14 protein-coding genes and 1 tRNA gene are annotated in these 18,568 nt (G+C 41.2%); 7 read left to right on the top strand and 8 right to left on the bottom strand.

The window, feature by feature from the left end:
- Positions 1 to 95 precede the first annotated feature (95 nt).
- Together R7P36_RS19770 and R7P36_RS19765 are read left to right on the top strand one after the other, a co-directional pair.
- Entirely contained in the window at positions 96 to 1,508 is a 1,413-nt protein-coding gene (locus R7P36_RS19770; protein WP_318122282.1) for a hypothetical protein, read from the top strand.
- A 572-nt stretch (positions 1,509 to 2,080) separates the two neighbouring features.
- Positions 2,081 to 2,581: a hypothetical protein gene (locus tag R7P36_RS19765; protein WP_213964205.1), complete on the top strand. Its 501-nt coding sequence runs from the start codon at positions 2,081 to 2,083 to the stop codon at positions 2,579 to 2,581.
- 161 nt (positions 2,582 to 2,742) lie between these two features.
- Here the strand turns inward: R7P36_RS19765 and R7P36_RS19760 are convergent, their stop codons facing one another.
- The 3 genes from R7P36_RS19760 to R7P36_RS19750 form a co-directional block, all read right to left on the bottom strand.
- Positions 2,743 to 2,889, bottom strand: a complete 147-nt coding sequence (locus R7P36_RS19760; protein WP_213964204.1) for a hypothetical protein — start codon at positions 2,887 to 2,889, stop codon at positions 2,743 to 2,745.
- Positions 2,890 to 3,239: 350 nt separating this feature from the next.
- Positions 3,240 to 3,830 carry a hypothetical protein gene (locus R7P36_RS19755; RefSeq protein ID WP_213964203.1) on the bottom strand — a complete coding sequence of 197 codons (591 nt, stop codon included), beginning with the start codon at positions 3,828 to 3,830 and terminating at the stop codon, positions 3,240 to 3,242.
- Positions 3,831 to 3,988: 158 nt separating this feature from the next.
- Positions 3,989 to 4,561, bottom strand: a complete 573-nt coding sequence (locus tag R7P36_RS19750; RefSeq protein WP_213964202.1) for a hypothetical protein — start codon at positions 4,559 to 4,561, stop codon at positions 3,989 to 3,991.
- 438 nt (positions 4,562 to 4,999) lie between these two features.
- On the opposite strand from R7P36_RS19750, the gene R7P36_RS19745 reads away from it, so the two are divergent.
- From R7P36_RS19745 to R7P36_RS19730, 4 genes are all read left to right on the top strand, one after another.
- A complete protein-coding gene (locus tag R7P36_RS19745) occupies positions 5,000 to 8,848 on the top strand; it encodes a reverse transcriptase domain-containing protein (protein ID WP_262660481.1) in 3,849 nt (1,282 codons plus the stop codon).
- Complete coding sequence (locus R7P36_RS19740) at positions 8,845 to 9,354, top strand: hypothetical protein (RefSeq protein WP_213964200.1); 510 nt, start codon at positions 8,845 to 8,847, stop codon at positions 9,352 to 9,354. The genes R7P36_RS19745 and R7P36_RS19740 overlap by 4 nt, the downstream gene beginning before the upstream one ends.
- A 1,166-nt stretch (positions 9,355 to 10,520) precedes the next feature.
- Positions 10,521 to 12,836: a DEAD/DEAH box helicase family protein gene (locus R7P36_RS19735; protein WP_213964199.1), complete on the top strand. Its 2,316-nt coding sequence runs from the start codon at positions 10,521 to 10,523 to the stop codon at positions 12,834 to 12,836.
- A 203-nt stretch (positions 12,837 to 13,039) separates the two neighbouring features.
- Entirely contained in the window at positions 13,040 to 13,231 is a 192-nt protein-coding gene (locus tag R7P36_RS19730; RefSeq protein WP_017069162.1) for a helix-turn-helix transcriptional regulator, read from the top strand.
- A gap of 469 nt (positions 13,232 to 13,700) precedes the next feature.
- Here R7P36_RS19730 and R7P36_RS19725 read toward each other — a convergent pair.
- A tRNA-Arg gene (locus tag R7P36_RS19725) sits at positions 13,701 to 13,777 on the bottom strand.
- Positions 13,778 to 13,980: 203 nt separating this feature from the next.
- On the opposite strand from R7P36_RS19725, the gene folD reads away from it, so the two are divergent.
- A complete protein-coding gene (gene folD, locus R7P36_RS19720) occupies positions 13,981 to 14,841 on the top strand; it encodes a bifunctional methylenetetrahydrofolate dehydrogenase/methenyltetrahydrofolate cyclohydrolase FolD (protein WP_005382297.1) in 861 nt (286 codons plus the stop codon).
- 67 nt (positions 14,842 to 14,908) lie between these two features.
- On the opposite strand, the gene R7P36_RS19715 is transcribed toward folD, so the two are convergent.
- The 4 genes from R7P36_RS19715 to R7P36_RS19700 form a co-directional block, all read right to left on the bottom strand.
- Positions 14,909 to 16,108 (bottom strand): NupC/NupG family nucleoside CNT transporter, encoded by a 1,200-nt coding sequence (locus tag R7P36_RS19715; RefSeq protein ID WP_005382298.1) that lies wholly within the window; start codon positions 16,106 to 16,108, stop codon positions 14,909 to 14,911.
- A gap of 257 nt (positions 16,109 to 16,365) precedes the next feature.
- The gene (locus R7P36_RS19710; protein ID WP_017634801.1) at positions 16,366 to 17,310 is read right to left on the bottom strand and encodes a LysR family transcriptional regulator; all 945 of its coding nucleotides are present in this window, start codon (positions 17,308 to 17,310) and stop codon (positions 16,366 to 16,368) included.
- A gap of 88 nt (positions 17,311 to 17,398) precedes the next feature.
- Positions 17,399 to 18,370 carry a lytic transglycosylase domain-containing protein gene (locus R7P36_RS19705; protein WP_017634802.1) on the bottom strand — a complete coding sequence of 324 codons (972 nt, stop codon included), beginning with the start codon at positions 18,368 to 18,370 and terminating at the stop codon, positions 17,399 to 17,401.
- A gap of 48 nt (positions 18,371 to 18,418) precedes the next feature.
- Positions 18,419 to 18,568: YcgL domain-containing protein (locus tag R7P36_RS19700; protein ID WP_318122290.1), on the bottom strand; the 150-nt coding region annotated here is incomplete at its 5' end.

Genomic DNA, 18,568 nt, shown 5'->3' with positions numbered 1-18,568 from the left:
TAGATACATTGAGCCAGGAACTTCTAGCAGAGCTAAGCGCCTGTGAGGTCGGTGATTTTGATAGACTAAACCGACTCGATATCTATAAGAACTGTATGAAAACGGCATTCGAGAACGATCTTAAATCAAATAGAGCAGCCAAAATTTCTGAAGATGAAAGAAGCATACTTAATGTGCTTGCACAACGACTAGGCCTGTCTAGAGAAGAGGTCAATGCCATTGAGCACTCTATTGATCCAATCCCACAACTTGGCATAGATGACGCCCTAGAATATTTAAGGGAAAATGGCATTATCATGATCAATCGCCGACGCTCAGAGGTTATGGTTGCTGACGAGGTCGTAGATATTCTCCATGAGGTGCTCGGTAAAGAAATTCACGACAAATATATACTTAGAATTCTTCGCTCTTTATCTGATGCGGAACTCTCTAGCATCTTAAAAAATCATGGCTGCAAAACTAGAGGTGTTGACCGAAAAGAAAAAATCACCACCATTGCTCACTCAGGACTTTCAATCAGAAATATTCTGCTCAATGACATTCATTCAGACAACGCAACACAAAATCTGAGAAAAGAACGAATCAAGCAACTGATTGATGAAATGGATCTCGACATACCCAGAATTGGCACTCGACTTCATGACCGCATAGATGTTTTGATCGAACATCTTAAAAGTTCTGAAGAGGATGAGTTTAATGCCCTAAGTGTCAGTGGCTTTAAAGAACTTCTGGAATCACTATCAAGCTCAGATCTTAATGTTGAAGAACGAATTCGAACAGACTTTGAAATAGAAAACAAAGAAACTCTCGATCCAGAAAGGCTGAAAGCACTAAGTATTACCCCACTCGATATTTTGTATCTCTATACAAACGATGAAATTAAGACCATCAGAAATGATATGGGGCTGTCTAGGAGAGGGAACCCTCGCAGTCAGATCATAGAATCTTTCGCCAGTGCCAATGACCGATTAATTGAAAACTACAACCTGCTCGCGACACGCGACCTGAAAGGTTTACATGGAGCAGGCATAGATATAAAAGAGTCTGATATTGGTGTGAAATTCGAAGAGATTACTCGTTCAATTCTAGAGCAGCTTGGAATGAATGTTGACGAAGACTTACGAAAGGACATAAATACCGCCAAGGATAAAGCAGACATCATCATATCTCTAGATAACGATGACGTCATCATTGGCGAGGCTAAGTCATTTAAAAATGGTCAATATGCCAAGTACTCTACAACTTCAAGACAAGTAAAAGCTTACGCAAAGCGCTGCGAACAAAATGGCCACCGAGTTGCTCAGGTACTGATCGTTGCACCAGAGTTCTCTAAAGACTTTATCGATGCGGCAGACATGGATACCGAGGTAAATATATCTCTTCTGGAAGCCAGCGGTCTGCAAAAAATACTCACGGCATACAAACAGCGCAGAAATCCAAACTTCTCACCAAAGTTACTTACCAAGGGTGGTTTACTGAAAGCTGAACTCATATCAAAGTCAATCTAATATGGATGACAGGCTAGCACCTTAGCCTGTCATTTGCTGACACTATTTTCCCTGCCAACTATGTCTCTAAGCTCCCATGAGCTGTACTCATGAAGAAGTCGACTCTCTTCAAAGCGCAGCTTTGGTTTAGCCACTTTTGGATATTTATATATAAATGGAAAAAGTGGCTCCTCTTTATCAAGTGGCCAAAATGGCTTGAACAGCTTTAAAGCGACCACTAACAATTTATCGACTCAGATCACATTTTAGATTTTTTTGCTCATTCGGCCTTGTCGATGCAATTTAACTCACTAAATTAATCCCATCCAAAGCTGACGCTTTGGTGTTCAGATATACCTTTCTATTGATTCGTGTATCCGACTGTTAATAAAAATACTAATAACCCTATGCTCGATTCGTCGAGTAAGTGCGAACTGTATTTTTATTGGCAAATTGGAGACATGATGAACAACTCAAAACTCACACTCAGACAACAATTTCTGCACTGCTTAAGAGCGGTGGCTTTGTCGTGTCTGAAAGAAGTTCAAATCTAGAAATCATCCTATGACCGCCACTACAGGAGTATGATAAATATGATCAAATTTGACATCAGTGAAGTAACAAAAATTGCTTATTTAACCATTAACTCAAAATCTAACGTTTACATCACCGATAGGTTACCTGCCTATGGACAAGCCTATATCAAGGCTCCTAAAGTCGTCTGTTACATACTGTTAATTAAGTTGTTGAATGCACTAGCAATCACTGACTTTGATGTCAAAAACAATAAATATATATTTCTACCCGAAGACGCTGATAGCGTTCACGAGCTGCTCGAGCTTTACTCGTCTCAATTTAGCTGTTATTCCCAATATCTTGTTATTCTTGATGAAGATTGTTATGGCGATCCTAGGGATCGATTTGAGTTCGATTTAAGTCTAAAGAAGCAATTGTTGGATGATTATAGTAGGCAGGGTAAGAACCTAGACCTACTCCAGGTAGCCAGCGGAATCGCAGTCGACGCACTGAGCATTAGGAAATTTGGTGGACATGTCGAAGTAATCAATCGGCTTGGTGCTAACTACTTAATTTGATTGGTACTTTGCATTCACAAACAAGAGTCAGTCAGTTATTGGCTGGCTCAAACTATGAGGATATATCTAACATCGAGGGCCAAGACTGATAACAGAAGTCCCAGACAGCTTTGACGATAGAAGACGATATGAAAGAGTAATAGCGAAGCACTTTGGTTCAACTAGCACTCAACGCTTTTAGTTGAAAAACCTTGCTCGTCAGCAAACTGTTTAAGTAACTCATCTCCGATATCGAGGTGTTGAGAATAACGGCAACACAGCATAATGAGCCCCTTCTCTGCATCAACAACAGCACGAATGTTATTCATACCATTGTCCACCACGAATTGGGCTTGATTCCACTCACATTGAACAGCGCAAGTTGATTTGAATTTTATTCGGGCAAATTGATCTAGTACTTCTCTAGTATTCATTTGCTGATTAATGACTATGGCAGTTTTGCAATATCGCACCGCTATGACCTTAAGCAAGATATCTGAGTTTTCAGAGTATCAATTCATCTCAGCAGTATCAAAGTTTAAGCCGTATATCAAAAGACTATTCGAGCACAGCGATAGCCTACCCAAAAATGAACTCGCTTTTGGACAGAAGCGAGTTACGCGAAATCTGGTAAGCCGCTTATCTCAGATTAGCAAAAGTATCTTGTATCTTGGATACCTCAAACGCTTGTATGGATACTACTAGACCACTGAATTAATTTTTTCCTAGAGTAAGTTTTCAGAATTTGTTGGAATATTGTCTTATGGACATCACCATAATTTTCAAAGCCTAATATCCGCTGAGCTAAATGCGCCCTACATGAGCGATGATACTGGTCATCTCGACGTGAAAAATATTTGATTGAATATATCTCCGCGAAAGATTCAGCCATGACAATATTACATTCTCGTTTCCTCCAGTTAAGATACTTGGATTTCCTAAAGTCATTTACATGGCCAATTTCATGGATCAGCATTATGTACTTCCATAGATGATTGTATTCATCATCTTCTTCAAACAATGTGTCCTTGATAAAAATCGCCGCTTGAGCATCACCATCATTTAAGAAAAAGTTAGTAAATGCAGGCATTTCAAGGTTTTCACCACCGACATCTGATGAAGCAGAAAAACTCATTATTTCGTCATAAGGTATACCATAGGAACTAAAAAGCTCTTCGTGACTATCTGAATTGACTTGAAATTCATTTATGAAAACATCTCTTCTTTGCGCTTCTTTTTCTAGCGCTTCTTCAAATAGCTTCCTAAACAAAATATTTCCTTATACTGATAATGTAGTACCTAACGCCCGCTTAAGTGGTGAGCAACGCTACCACTACACTCAATTATTACACCGTAAACGCATAAGCCAAATCAAACCAAAACCACCAAGCGTTGCGAATCCGTCTTAAAGCGTTTGTTAGGTAAAAGTTATGACGTAGCTATTGTTGCATCAATGAAGACTTGAACTCTTTCGTACCACATGTAAAAGCCAAAAACTGTTAAAACCATACCGACACATACCCCAACAACTTGTAAAAATGAAAGTTGCGTCAAATATCCTTGCACTAACTCAATTTTCTTATGTTCACACTCATTTTCTATCTGCTCCTTTGCAATTTCTAACGAAAATGAATCTATATCTTTTGGTACTGACGTAATTAGATCCTCAAGCTGTGATTGCGGTATTTCAGTACGATTTTGATGAAGCCAATCTTTAAATTCCACAATAAAATCACCTGGTTTCAAATGTGCATTTGCCTTACCAAACTCTCCAATAATGCCTTCAACGTGTTTTACAGAAATCATGTAGTCTCTTAGCATCCAATCAATCTTCAAGGATGTCAGTGCATGAATTTTCCTAAACTCAATTACCTGTATTTGATAACTTTTACGTACCTTAAACGGGATCACAATAGAGGTAAGTAGTACAAACAATCCTGAAATTGACATGAATTTATACAAACTATCAGTAGGGATAGAAGATAAAGCTGATATATCCACAAGTTCTCCTTTTACCTAACGCTTTCTATGAGGCTTTTTGCCACCTTTCATATCCCTACAATGCAACCTTTTTAGTATCACATCAACGTGTAATCAATAGGCTACTGAAAGTTAACAGATATTAGATTGTATGATGCCTTATGATTTCAGAAAATGCTGTTACCCAAACTCTTTCGAATAACTTTTGATAAGGGAAAATTACTAAGTTCGAAGTAAGCAAGATCTTTTGCTCTGAATTGTTTTGGGGCATTTCTGTGTCAGTGAACTTTCTAATTTAGCTTTTAATGAATTATTAGGAGCATGGCAACTTCTGTTCGAGTGGCCAGTTTTATCATCCACTATAATGCTCTACACCTTAACAAAGATAAATTCTTATTCATACAAGCGCAATAAACGCGGTAACATATACAAAGTCGTCACTTAAACCAACGTACATGTATGCTACTCCACAAGAAATATAACAAGATCTTACCAACGGGAGACTTCATATCTGATGAAGTTATCCTGTTAAGTGCCTGGAAAAAGTCTCACCAACATATCAGAGGGGTCAACTGGTATGTTGACTGTTTAGACTTAGACAAGTCTGCTCTCGAGCTTGATTTAAGGGTTTCCTCTCTATCTGTAGCCCTTAAGGAAAACGACCTTGAGTTATCTCCTCTAAAGCTAATACCTGCACCTAAGTCTCATCCATGGACATTTATAAAATCGGATGATGAGTCGGCCCTCTCTTGGGTTCCAGAAAGCAAAGATAAGGATGAAGATGACTCTGATAACCCTCGATTGCCAATGAGACCTTTGGCTCATGTATCGATAGACGATCAGACCGTTTTTACAGCATTGATGATGCTGCTAGCTAACCATGTTGAAACTGAACAAGGTGACACCTCTACTCTGTTCTCTGATGTACACGATAAAGGCTTAATAAACTATGGTAACAGGCTTCACTGTAAGTATGTTGATAACAATGCATCATATTCTTGGGGTAACAGTAATACATATAGTAAGTTTTTTACCGACTACCAGCGCTTTCTAGAGCGACCTATCTACTTTGGTCGTGAAGCTAAACGAGTTAAAACAAGCAAAGAAGAAATCTATGAAATTCATTTAGACTTTTCTAAGTTTTACGACTCTGTTGATCGGACGATACTTGCAGAAAAAATTGAGGATCTGGTCAAAGAAATAACTGGCAAAGAAGCTGATGAATGTATTAACCACGTTCTAGATCAGTTTGAAGATTGGGAATGGACAGAAGAATCTCAAGACCTATACACAGAGGTGTGTAAAAACGAACACATACAGACCCTAGAAGATAATAAAGGCATACCTCAAGGGCTCGTCGCGGGTGGTTTTTTAGCAAACATTTACATGCTTGATTTCGACAAGGACATTGCTGAGCTGATAGGCCAATATCTAGATGAAAACGAAAATATACTACTAGTAGATGCTTGTCGCTATGTGGACGACCTAAGACTGATCATCAAAGCAGACAAAAACGAAGTATCTGAGAATGAAATCCGTGAAGTGATAGCTGCTTATTTCAAACCATATCAAGATAATTTAGGTCTCATCCTTCAACCTCAAAAAACCAAAGTTAAAAAATTCAGTTCTAAAGAAGGAGCAATCTCATCTAAGCTTGCACACATACAGAATAAGCTGAGTGGCCCAATGCCACTACATGAACTAGATGAACAACTTGGGCACCTTGAAGGGCTAATTGAGCTAACAGATAACCTTGAGGTTGAAGACTGGGATAGTAACGAATTCGAAGACGGTTGTATAAGTGAATTAGCTTTTATTGACAGAACTTTCAATGATGTACGTAAAGATACTCTCCTACGTTTTACAGCCAACAAAATCCACTCACTTCTTCGTCAAAAGCGAAGCATGATCGCACAAGAAGTTACCCCTTCTGGAGCCCCTATTCCAGGAGCATGGGATTATCTACAAGAGAGAATGGCTCGAAAACTAATATCAAAGTGGACTAAAGATCCTTCACTTTTGCTACTTCTAAAAAAAGGACTAGAACTATTTCCTCATGCTCGAATACTGCGCCCAATCTTACAAAGCCTCGAGAGTATCCGAGACCATGATGACCTCGCACTTACCACTTTCGCTGAATATTGCTTAAGTGAAGTTCTTCGCCACTCTGCTACCGCAATACATACAAAAGATCGGTGGGCGTTTCCTGCACACTCCGATCCAGAAAGCTACTTTGAATGCCTAGAGGATTACGCATGCAGTAAATTTGAAGTGCTAGATTCCTTTGAGGAGGCATTCAAAGAACAGATTTTGTTCTTTAGTCTTGTCCGTAATGACTCACCTCTTAAAGAGGTTATTAATATTGAACCATTTGATCTGATTACTCAGCTACTAAATGGTTTCCGCAGCGTAAATCTAAAGCAAAAACCTACTGAGTTCACTACAGCGGTTTTACTAGCTAACCAACTAGCACTGGACAAAAGAAAAGTCTTGCGGTCTATATCGAGCTCATTGGAATCGATCTATAGTCGGCGTGCTCGCCCGACCGCCCCCTCCTTTGCCTCACAAAGAGCCAGACAGCTAAATAGGGGAGATCTAAGCGATATATGTGAAAGACTCATGCTAAATAGCCCTGTGCTATTCGAACAATTATACTTAAAAGCGAAATCAACTGACTTAAAGTGGCCTAAGAAAGCCCACTCGTTTGCCAACTATCTTGGTCTAAATGATTATGCCAAAATCAAAGGAAATCTATCTTCCTACAATAGTAAATCAGTATCCCTGCTTTCGGTAATTAGAGCCGACAACAGCCCATTTAAGCATGAGAATGGCATACTTAAGCTAGTTCAATCGTCACTAGCTGAAATAGATAAAAACAACTTCGACACACCTATAGATATTGCAAATACAAAAGTCCGATGTAGTGATTGGGATGACTTGCTGAGCCTAAAATCATCATGTGAGCTCAAAGTCGAGTTAGAATTTTATGATGACGAGACCGAACTATTTCATACTCCCCCTAAATGGCTAACAGAAGAGCACAAACCACTCTATTACATTGGGATGTTCATTCGAAGTTGTCTACTGGGCTCTGTCGACTGGAGTAGCAGCAGCAGCCTCCAGTCTGAAAAACCTGCATATCGGGGTATAAAGTCCAATATGCTGAAAAGGCAGATCGGAATGATGCATTCACCTGAAGCATTTGGTAATAGCAAATCGCCGATGAGTGATTGGCTATCCACATTGTTGTTCAAGCTACTACAATGGCCTGGGGTTGAAAGCAACAATAGCTTATATTCATGGCCGAAAGATTGGACTCTAGATGAACTAGAAAAGTGTATAAACAATCGAACTAGTGACCAAGCTAAGTCATACTGTAGACTCTCCAATATGCCAACCTATACAGAGAAAGTTACGTTAGGATGGCCAAAAGACAAAAAACACCTAAATGTTGTCATGGTTCAATCACTTCTGCCTTTGACAAAAGACTTTGATTTAGCTGGCTTAAAGTTAGATACACCAACATACAGAGCTAAGCATAGAAGGCACGTGGCTTCAGTTTCAGAACTAATCTTACACAACATCGCTAGCGTCGATAGTGTGAATGAGACTCCAAACCTCAAAGGAAAAGTCGATCTTATCATTTGGCCTGAACTTTCTGTCTCACCCGATGACCTAGATATCTTAGAAAGGCTTTCGGATAAAACGGGGGCTATTGTTTTTGCAGGAATTGGTTTTAGCCATATTCAGAATGAGCGTGACCTCAACAACTCAGCTATGTGGTTCATCCCAAATAAAGGAAAGAATGGCAGGAGATTTATCAAGCGCCTTCAAGGGAAGAAAAACATGACTGTTGGTGAAGTAAACCAAATTATGCCTTGGAGACCATATCAACTAATCGTAGAAATGATTCATCCTGCTCATGAAGAGAAAGAGGGCTTCAAGTTGACTGGCTCGATATGCTATGACGCCACAGATATTAAGCTAAGTGCCGACCTTAAAGACAAATCACACGCATATATTATTTCAGCGATGAACAAAGATATTGCGACCTTTGACAGCATGGTTGATGCGCTTTTTTATCATATGTATCAGCATGTTGTACTAGTTAACAGTGGTCAGTTTGGTGGTTCAGTAGCCAAAGCGCCTTACAAAGAGCGATTCCATAAGCTCATTACGCACACACACGGTTCCAATCAAGTATCGATATCTACATTTGAGATGAATATGTTCGACTTTAGAGATTGCGGTCAATCCCTAAGAACTAACAAGAAAATAAAGACACCGCCAGCAGGAAACATGAAATGATTTGCCTCGACACTAACGCAGCTCAGTTATTGACCTTTGAATTTTGGAATGAACGTGCTGATATCATAATGGCAGTTATTGCTATTCTTGCGTTAATACTCACGCTACAGCAGCTACGGTCAAGTAGGCAGGAATCTCGAAGAGCAACAGCTTATGCCACTTACCAAGAGTATTTAAAAAACTGCGCAGACAATCCAAAATTTGCTTATGGGAATAGAAACGACATTGTTTCGAATGGAGTCACTCACGAAAAGTACCCATGGTTTGTTTCGCAAATGCTCTTCACATTTGAACAGGTTCTAGAAACATCAAAATCTGACAAACAATGGAAAACAGCGATACGCTCGCAGCTTGAAAGACACGCATGGTACTTAGAAGGTTCAAACACCATAAAACGAAAAGAGTGGAGTGACGAACTAACAGCTTTAATAAATGTAGCGATATCAAACTGGCAGATTAAGAAGTCTGCGAATGTGCAAGATGAACCTGTAACGAATGCTTATTAGTTCCAATCTTAGGTCAACAGCATGTTGGCCTAATAAATCTTATGAGGTTAAACCGATACCCAAACACAGTTTGGGGCATAGGCTTGTTACAGTGGCCGAGGACGCAATTACTAAGTATTTCTTATGCGCTGGAAAGCAATCGAGAAGGATATCTTCCTAGTTGCCAGCACGGAATGGGGCAAATATGTACTAGACGATTGGCATACAAATCTTTTGTAATGCGCCTAGTGCTACCTAAATAGAAATTCCCCGCACCAAAACGTTTGTTGAAGGCTACCCCCGTAGCCTACAGATTTTTTACCCAAGTTAAAAAGCCATAAATCCCGTAAAAACTTCAGAGAAGCAACACCATGAGCTGCGCTCATGAACTATTCGACTCCTTCAAAGCGCAGCTTTGGTTTAGCCACTTTTCTGTATTTATATATAAATAGAGAAAGTGGCTCATTTAGGAAAACACTCAAACTCAAGCGACCTACGGGCAGCTATCAGATCTTTGGTGTAGAAAAAGTTTGATTGAATGTCTTTCAGCCTCCCTCCTACCAGTTCCTAAATCCCGAACCGCACTTTGCAAACTACTAGTTTCCTCGTGTGAAGTACTGAAACATATCGTTCTAACTTTGATTGCCTCAATCCAAAAAATTCATCAGATAAATGATTGATTAAACACTGAATCCAAAAATAATTTTCTAATTTGTTGATTTTATAAGTAATTATAAATTGACGGCCATATTTCAGGTGATTATGATTTACTCAAATAAACGAAATGTAATCATGCGAAACCTTAACAGAGTCTCGATAGCTCACCGATTTTTAATCGATTTTAGGTTCTACCCTACCCGCGCAACCAGAGAATGCTCCCCTCTTCTGGAGCAAATAATCGTCAAGTCGAAAGCTTGGCTAGCGGCTGGTTGCCAGCGTCTTCTACCCAACGACATCGACTATTTCAAAACGAAGTTTTGGCTTGGCTGGTTTCGAGATGACTTGCTTCTACTCAATGCAATGCCCTCAAACTGGTTCAACGGCTTGAGTGGCGCAGCCCTGCTTACATAGCAGACCTAGTTCAACAAACATTCAATCCACTTGATCTAGCGTTCAGATACTGAGTCATCGTGTATCTGGCGTCAGACAAGCTTTACCTAAAAATCACAATAATAAGAAATTACACTATGAAAATTTTAAATGAATCAACAAATAGCGAACACATCGGAATCAAAAACCTCCGAAAGAATAAAGTCTCCATTCTAGTCTCTAATGGTATCAATTATGAGAGTTCTGACCGAAGGATCGTTGCTCCGATGTATGGAAGTAGCAATATTTTTGAGATAGCAAAGTCTTACAAACAAGCCAATATTCGTGACGTTGAAATAGTAATCGATTCTACGGAGCACCCTGACCTTTCAGAAAAAGTACTCGCAGAGAACGCGGAGGAAGGTCGTTTGCCAATATTTGATTTGGCAACTGGAATCCATTTTGACAGGCTCAGCACCGTCCAAACACTACTAGAAGGCTACAGACTTTTCGAAAGCACTCAGCTCGCAAACTCCATATGTAGGAGTCTGATTCAGAAAATTCCACTCCATTTCGAGACTTCGGAATCTTGCCTATCTCACTACCTAGATTCTGGTTCAGATGGTTATCAGAAACTACTAAACACCTTAAATCAAACAAAAGCAAGTTATGAGTCGATGCTTAGTGATGCGACAAAAGTGACTGAATTTGACCAATTAGTTGACGTTGAGTCGTTCGACAATGTCAGCTACCTCATTGAAGACAATCAATTTGATACAACAGTATTGCTGGGCCAAACAGGCACAGGGAAAACAAAACTTGCATTGCAGCCAATGATAAGGTCAGCCACTAAAAGCAAAAAGGTTGTCTATCTCTCTTACCTCATTCCCCTCGTAAAACAGCTGTGTGAATCTGTTGGAGCAGAAAATTACAAAAACTCCTCATTATTTGAGATCGAAAACGCAACGTCACTGGGTGTTGTCGTTAACAGTATCTATAAAGATCATCTGGCTTCAGCCATTCTCAACTGTGATGTATTGATCATTGATGAATTTGAAAAAGTCATGGCAAACGTCTGTGGCCATAACGACACAATGCGTGAAGAAGTATTTGACGTGCTAGCTCTAGCTATCAATAAAGTCCCCAAGGTTGTTGTCGCGGATGCGGATGTTACAGATACGACCTTACGATGGTTGCGCAACCATCGCAAAGGTATCCAAGTCATCCGCGCGATGCAAAACCCATACGCCAACATCAACGTCACTATCGCAAATAAGTTTGTCGCTTTTAGCAACACATCTAACAAGCTCAAAGATGAAAATGTCATCCTTTTCGACTCTCTAAAGTCAATGCGTATGACAATGATAGACATGGGGTTGACTGATAAGAGTGGGCAAGCTTGTGAAAAAATTGCACTAAAGAACAAGGTTTTAGTACTCACTGGCAGCAATAAAAAAATGGAAGCTCAATCGAGTTTTCTGACATCACCGTCAGAAGAGTGTACCAAGTACAACATGATTATGGCATCACCGTGCCTAGCTTCTGGCTACTCATGTGAAGCTGAATATACAGACAATGTTAACGTTGTCAGTGACCTAGTGCTGGGGATTGATGAATTGGTCAATTTCTCAAGGCGTTTCCGTGCAAGTCAAAATATTACGTTTTACTTGACTCAAAATGAACATTTCAATTATGTCCCTCCTCTTCCTTGTGACACTGACTCCGACCGCGACATCCTTCGTAATGAGTTTGAAGAGAAGAAAAAACTATTCAATGCAAATCAACCCCTTAGCATGATGTGGAATCTAAAGCGGCTTGGTTTGAATGTCCAAGTACAGCAATCGAGCAAAGAAGAACTTGAAGAAGGTCTATTTAAATTCAACCTATTAAAGGCTAGGGATCTCAAAGCACGAATTAAGGCTATTTTGGCCGCACGCGTCATAACAAGAGCCGAGGCAGACAGGCTAATCATGAGCAACCAAGTCGGGTTTGAAGAACTGGCAATGCTCAAGAAATTCGAGATTATGCGCGACTACCAACTCGAGAAGATAACTAAAGAAGATATTCTTTTTGATGAGGTCTTTCGGAACAAGGCTTTATTCAAACAAATTTGGAATCCTAGTGGCGCAAACCTAAACAAGTACCTCGTAGAACCAGCAAAATTCATTAAATCGCAAGTTTTACAGAATCCAAAGTACAAAGGTGAAAACGAAACTCTCGTATTAACGCGTCCTCAAGTGAAGTCTATCGCCATCGAAATCTACGAGAATCAGAAGACGTATGAGCACTTACTACCAGACATCAAATGGAAAGATTATTGTACGCAGCATTCTGCTACTAAGCTCTTCAAGTCGTTAATTAAGTCATTAGGGTATGTGTGGCCAGAAGGTGATTTCCAAGGTGAGCCTAAGAAAGTGAAAATTTCACTGGACGCGAGGGCACTAGCTTGCAAAGAAATGATTCAGCTAAGTTAAAAAAATAACATCAAATGGCTAAAGTTCAACCAAATATAAGTTGTGGTGAATTGAGTAACTGATTGAAATCATGGATCATTACAACACTAGCAAGGGGTTCAAAAACTCATTTGAATTCTTAAGAAAACTTCGGCTAACCGCCGAAAAGGAGTCATCTATATCTGACTCTCCATAACGACAATAACTAAACGACGAGAGACTAAATGAAAAACAAAGAATTTATTCGAATTAATGACCTAGCTGACTACCTTGGTATCAGTAAAGTGACAATCTGGCGCTGGAGAAAATCTGGGCAACTACCGAAACCAACCGCGATAAGCCCGAAAATCGTAGGTTGGAAAAGAGAAACAATCGAAGCTTGGATCGAAGAAAGTGCAGGCGCAATGCCGTACTAACACTTGAATCCGAGATCTATAAAAACACAGACTTTACGTACAAACATGAAGAGCTGTGGGAAGGGGCGAACAACTCAATTCGCCTATGAAAGCATATTCATGGACAGCCTCCAAGATGCAATAAACTAAGTTATGTGGCATAAATGTCACTTACACAACATTATCTGCAAAGCCTAGTAATACAGCTCTAGTATGAACTGGGCAACCAACCACCCCGCCTCTCTCAAACGTTCCATCAAACTCACTGCCCGCTTACCCATTCTTAGTTGCACCACTTGTTGTTACTCCGTAAACGAGTTGCGGCTAAACACAAGCATTAGAAACTACAGTGAGTTAAGTGACCGTCTGTCAAAAAAGGATTACATCCGATTTCGTTTAGCTACACGCTTACTTGACTAGTAACTTGACTAGAAATTCCAGAAATGAAAAAGGGGTTAGCAAGTACTAACCTGCTAACCCCCGAAATAAATGGCACGCCCTATTGGATTCGAACCAATGACCACATCCTTAGAAGGGACGTGCTCTATCCAGCTGAGCTAAGGGCGCGCTACAGGGACAGGATTATACGAGTTCAAACGGGTAAATCAACGGGTTTTCATAACATTCTGATCTGAATGCCTAAAAAAAGTCCATTAAAACGCTTAATGTTCAAAAACACCACAAAGCAAACGTTTGCGTATGGATGTTGATAAGAAATTCTGCGACAATGCGCCGCAGATAATCTGCCTTCTTAATTTATAAGGAAAGTCATGACTGCTCAAAATATAGACGGAACTCTCATTTCCCAAACTGTTCGATCCGAAGTGGCTGCACGTGTTAAAGCACGTGTTGAAGCTGGGCTACGTGCTCCTGGTTTAGCAGTGGTTCTAGTTGGTGAAGATCCTGCTTCTCAGGTTTATGTCGGTAGCAAACGCCGTGCATGTGAAGAAGTTGGGTTTGTTTCTAAGTCTTTTGACCTTCCTGCGTCTAGCTCAGAAGAAGAGTTACTAGCTCTGATTGATGAATTAAACAACGATGATGAAATTGACGGCATTCTAGTGCAATTACCCCTTCCTGCGGGCATAGACACAACACATGTTTTAGAGCGCATTCACCCAGAGAAGGACGTGGATGGCTTCCACCCTTATAACGTTGGCCGTCTTGCGCAACGTATTCCAAAGCTTCGCTCTTGCACGCCAAAGGGCATCATTACCCTACTCGACCGTTACAACATTGAGCTACGTGGTAAACATGCGGTTGTGGTTGGCGCATCAAACATTGTTGGTCGTCCAATGACACTTGAGCTGCTGCTTGCGGGCTGCACAACAACAACATGTCACCGTTTTACCAAAGACCTAGAGAGTCATGTGCGTCAAGCTGACGTTGTCGTGGTTGCGGTTGGTAAGCCTAACTTCATCCCTGGTGAGTGGATTAAAAAAGGCGCAGTGGTGGTCGATGTCGGTATTAACCGTCTTGATTCAGGCAAACTAGTTGGCGACGTGGAATACGACAAAGCACGTGAAAGTGCGAGCTTTATTACTCCTGTTCCTGGTGGCGTTGGCCCAATGACCGTCGCAAGTTTAATTGAGAACACGATGCTCGCTTGCGAACAGTTCCACACAGACAAATAACGTAAATTTCAGATACGAAAAAGGCTCCGCAAGGAGCCTTTTTGCTAATTGTTGATATCTATTTCAATTACAGACTTAAAATCACGCCCGCAATAGAAGCGCTCATTAAGTTCGCCATGACACCAGCGATAATCGCACGGAAACCATGCTTAGAAACAAATGCACGCTTTTCTGGTACCAAAGAGCCCAACCCACCAATCAGCATCGCCATGCTTGAGATATTTGCAAAGCCACACAAAGCAAACGTCACGATTGCTTGTGAGTGTTCACTAAGTTGAGACTTCACTTCTGCAAGCTGGATGAAAGCGACGAACTCATTCACCACAATCTTGTTACCAATCAGCGAGCCTGCTGTGGTTGCTTCTTGCCATGGTATACCCAACAACCAAGCGACTGGCGCAAACACAAAACCTAGGATGAGCTCAAAACTTAATGGTGTCCCAATCAGATCACCTATCCAGCCTAACATACCGTTTAGCATTGCAATGACACTAATAAACGCCAGTAACGTACCACCGACCGATACAGCAATGCGTACACCCGCCATGGCACCATCGGCTAATGCTTCTACTACGTTGGTTGCACGTGGAATTTCAACTTGGCTAATGTCGATATCTGCTGCTTTATCCGTATCTTCTGGCATTAAAATTTTTGCCATCAACAAGCCGGCAGGTGCAGACATAAATGCAGCAGCAATAAGATAGTTGAGGTCGACACCCAGTGATGCGTAACCAACCAACGTTCCGCCAGCAACTGACGCTAAACCACCTGTCATAACTGCAAAGAACTGCGAGTCAGTCATGTGTTTTAGGTAAGGCTTTACCATCAATGGTGCTTCAATAGTGCCAACAAAGATATTCGCCGTAGCAGACAAAGACTCAGCACGACCGATACCCAGCAGCTTTTGAATACCACCACCGATAAAGTTAATGATTTTTGGCATCACACCTATGTGATAAAGACCTGAGATAAGAGAGGAGAAGAAAACGATGATACCCAGAACATTGATCGCAAAGGTGAAGCCCCCTGTCGCCAAATTACCGAATAAAAACGCAATGCCCTCTTGACCATAGTTGATCAAATTCGACACAACACTGCTCACTGAATTCAGCGCATCTCTTCCTGCTGGTACATATAAAACCAACAACGCAAACAGTACCTGCAAAGCAAACGCAAACGACACCGTTCTCAGCTTTATATTTTTTCTATTTGTAGAAAGTAGCCATGCTAGGAATAGTATGGCTACGATACCAATAATTGAGTTCATAAAATGAATCCGACAGAAGGGGGATATGGAAGGCACCGGATTGTATAGCGGACTCAAAATGCTGCAAGTTGAGGATGTTAACAGTGTGAAAAGTTTAAGAGACCAATAACTGACCAACAAAATAACCAATTGAATTTATTGAAGATAAACGTTTGCTTATCTTAATTATTTCCATATGGAAAATATGTTTCTGATTCAGGAAAAATTTTTGTGAAGTGAATCACCTTATGTGTCGTTCTACAACGTCATTGATCCTGTTATTTAGGAATAGAGATGTAAGGCGCCAAACGTTGGTCCCAATGACAAGGGTTGCCGATCTTCTGTTTGATAAAGTTAATCACTGCGGATATTTTTTTTGGCATATGCTGGCGGCTTGGGTATACCGCATAAAACGGCATCGACTGGCTGGCTTTCCAATCAGGTAACAGCTGTATTAACTTACCCGTTCTGAACTCATCACCCAGCAAGTAAGTGGCAAGGTAGGCAATACCCCAACCTGCAATAGCCGCATCCCGAACGGCTTCTGCCAGATCTACTGAATAGTTACCCGAGACTTTTACGTTCAATTCTTGCTGATCTTTGGTAAACGCCCACCCCGTATAGTCACGCTCCCAGCTTCTGTATATGAGGCAGTTGTGAGCAGATAGGTCATCCGGTTCTGTTGGCGTGTCATGTTTCAATAAGTAATCTGGCGATGCCGCAACAACAAACTGGCAATCCGTCAAACGCTGCGCAATGTAACCTTCAGGCAAATGCTCGTTGTTGGTTACCCATAAATCGAGCCCTTCGGCTAACATATCGACCTTATAGTCAAACAGATGTACTTCCACTTGAAGTTGAGGATACAGTTCGCGTAACTCTTGAATCGCTGGAATAATGTGTAAGGTACCAAATGATTGCGACAACCCAAGACGTACCAAACCTGCCACTTCATCCCGCTGGGTTTCCATCTCTAATGTGGCGCTGCTCACCGCTTGTACCACTTGCTCACAGTGATGAAAAAAGGTTTTCCCTGCCTCAGTCGGCGTAAAGCTTCGCGTAGTGCGTTGAACAAGCTTGATACCAAGAGACGCTTCTAACTGACTCAACTGTTTACTCACATGAGACACCGACACGCCTAAGCTCTTTGCAGCAGCTGTGAAGCTTTTGTGTTTAAGAAGAGCGGAGAAAATCACCATTTGTGCGGCACGTTCAGATAACACGCTTTACCTCGATTTGGTTATAGAAAAAACAAAGGGCTCCGAAGAGCCCTTGTATTGAAGACTGAATGCCAAATTGTTTGATGGCAGATCAGTATTTAATGCGGTCAGCCAAGTGACTCACAGCAAGTGCGAAGTAGTAAGAGCGGTTCCACTTCATCAATACGTTGTAGTTATTGTAAACCAGATACGTACGACCATTCTCGTCGTCCGGCATGATCAACCATGCTTTGATGTCTTCATCCAGTTTTGGCAACGGGCTACCGTCATATTTTGTGATACCTAATTGGCTCCACTCTTGAAGGTATTTGCCTTTTTCAGCCGTGCGCCCTTCTAGGCTGCGATCAATATTTTTAGGAACCTTAACTTGGCGACCCCAAGTATATTTATCATCCCAACCAGACTTGCTCAAATAGTTAGCGGTTGATGCAAACACGTCCGCTTCAGATTGCCATATGTCTTTTTTACCATCACCGTTGCCGTCAGCAGCAAAACGAAGGAAAGAGCTTGGCATAAACTGGCATTGACCCATCGCACCAGCCCATGAGCCTTTAAAGTTCTCTAGCTCAATATGGCCTTGATCGAGGATCTGAAGTGCCGACATAGTCTCTTTACGGAAAAACTCTTCACGACGGCCTTCAAATGCCATTGTGGATAGTGCATCAATCACTTTAAAGTTGCCGGTAAACTTACCAAAGTTACTTTCAACTCCCCAAAGTGCCACAACAAAGCGCGGGTGGACACCGTACTCATCGCCTATACGCTTTAGCTCGGTGTAATGCTCTTTGTAGAGTTGTCTGGCTTGCTTCACCTTCCATTCAGGCACCGCGCGAGGAATGTACTCATCCAATGTCAGTTTCTTTTCTGGTTGGTTTCGGTCCGCTTTTACTGCTCGGGGCTTGTACTCAACATTAGCAAAAGCAGCACTAATGACCTGCTCTGAGATACCTTTATCACGAGCTTCAGCACGCAGCTTATTCAAGTATTCATCAAAACCCTCGCTACTTGCAAAAGCCGAGGTACACATACCAACGCTAAGCATGGTAGCCAGTATCTTTTTCATATTGCCCTCCTTGAGCAAGGCAGAAATCCCAGATGAAAAACGATGACGTTATTCGCCTTTCTGCTGGGCTTTTTGTTCTTTGTACTTTTCTAATAGGTTCTCCGGCGGCGGTGGAACCTGAAGAAAGAAGCCATCATTTTGTAATGAAGCCTTCACTTTTTCGATATCAACTTGTGCCAATTTACGGCCATCAAGTTT

Source organism: Vibrio sp. 397 (genome assembly GCF_033339395.1).
Classification (GTDB): domain Bacteria; phylum Pseudomonadota; class Gammaproteobacteria; order Enterobacterales; family Vibrionaceae; genus Vibrio; species Vibrio alginolyticus.
This window is presented reverse-complemented; position numbering and strand designations above follow the sequence as displayed.

What these genes read in the sequence shown, in the direction of transcription:
- R7P36_RS19770 (WP_318122282.1), top strand. Translation starts at nt 96, where the DNA reads ATGAAAACGGCATTCGAGAACGATCTTAAATCAAATAGAGCAGCCAAA.
- R7P36_RS19765 (WP_213964205.1), top strand. Translation starts at nt 2,081, where the DNA reads ATGATCAAATTTGACATCAGTGAAGTAACAAAAATTGCTTATTTAACC.
- R7P36_RS19760 (WP_213964204.1), bottom strand. Translation starts at nt 2,889, where the DNA reads ATGAATAACATTCGTGCTGTTGTTGATGCAGAGAAGGGGCTCATTATG.
- R7P36_RS19745 (WP_262660481.1), top strand. Translation starts at nt 5,000, where the DNA reads ATGCTACTCCACAAGAAATATAACAAGATCTTACCAACGGGAGACTTC.
- R7P36_RS19740 (WP_213964200.1), top strand. Translation starts at nt 8,845, where the DNA reads ATGATTTGCCTCGACACTAACGCAGCTCAGTTATTGACCTTTGAATTT.
- R7P36_RS19735 (WP_213964199.1), top strand. Translation starts at nt 10,521, where the DNA reads ATGAAAATTTTAAATGAATCAACAAATAGCGAACACATCGGAATCAAA.
- R7P36_RS19730 (WP_017069162.1), top strand. Translation starts at nt 13,040, where the DNA reads ATGAAAAACAAAGAATTTATTCGAATTAATGACCTAGCTGACTACCTT.
- folD (WP_005382297.1), top strand. Translation starts at nt 13,981, where the DNA reads ATGACTGCTCAAAATATAGACGGAACTCTCATTTCCCAAACTGTTCGA.
- R7P36_RS19715 (WP_005382298.1), bottom strand. Translation starts at nt 16,108, where the DNA reads ATGAACTCAATTATTGGTATCGTAGCCATACTATTCCTAGCATGGCTA.
- R7P36_RS19705 (WP_017634802.1), bottom strand. Translation starts at nt 18,370, where the DNA reads ATGAAAAAGATACTGGCTACCATGCTTAGCGTTGGTATGTGTACCTCG.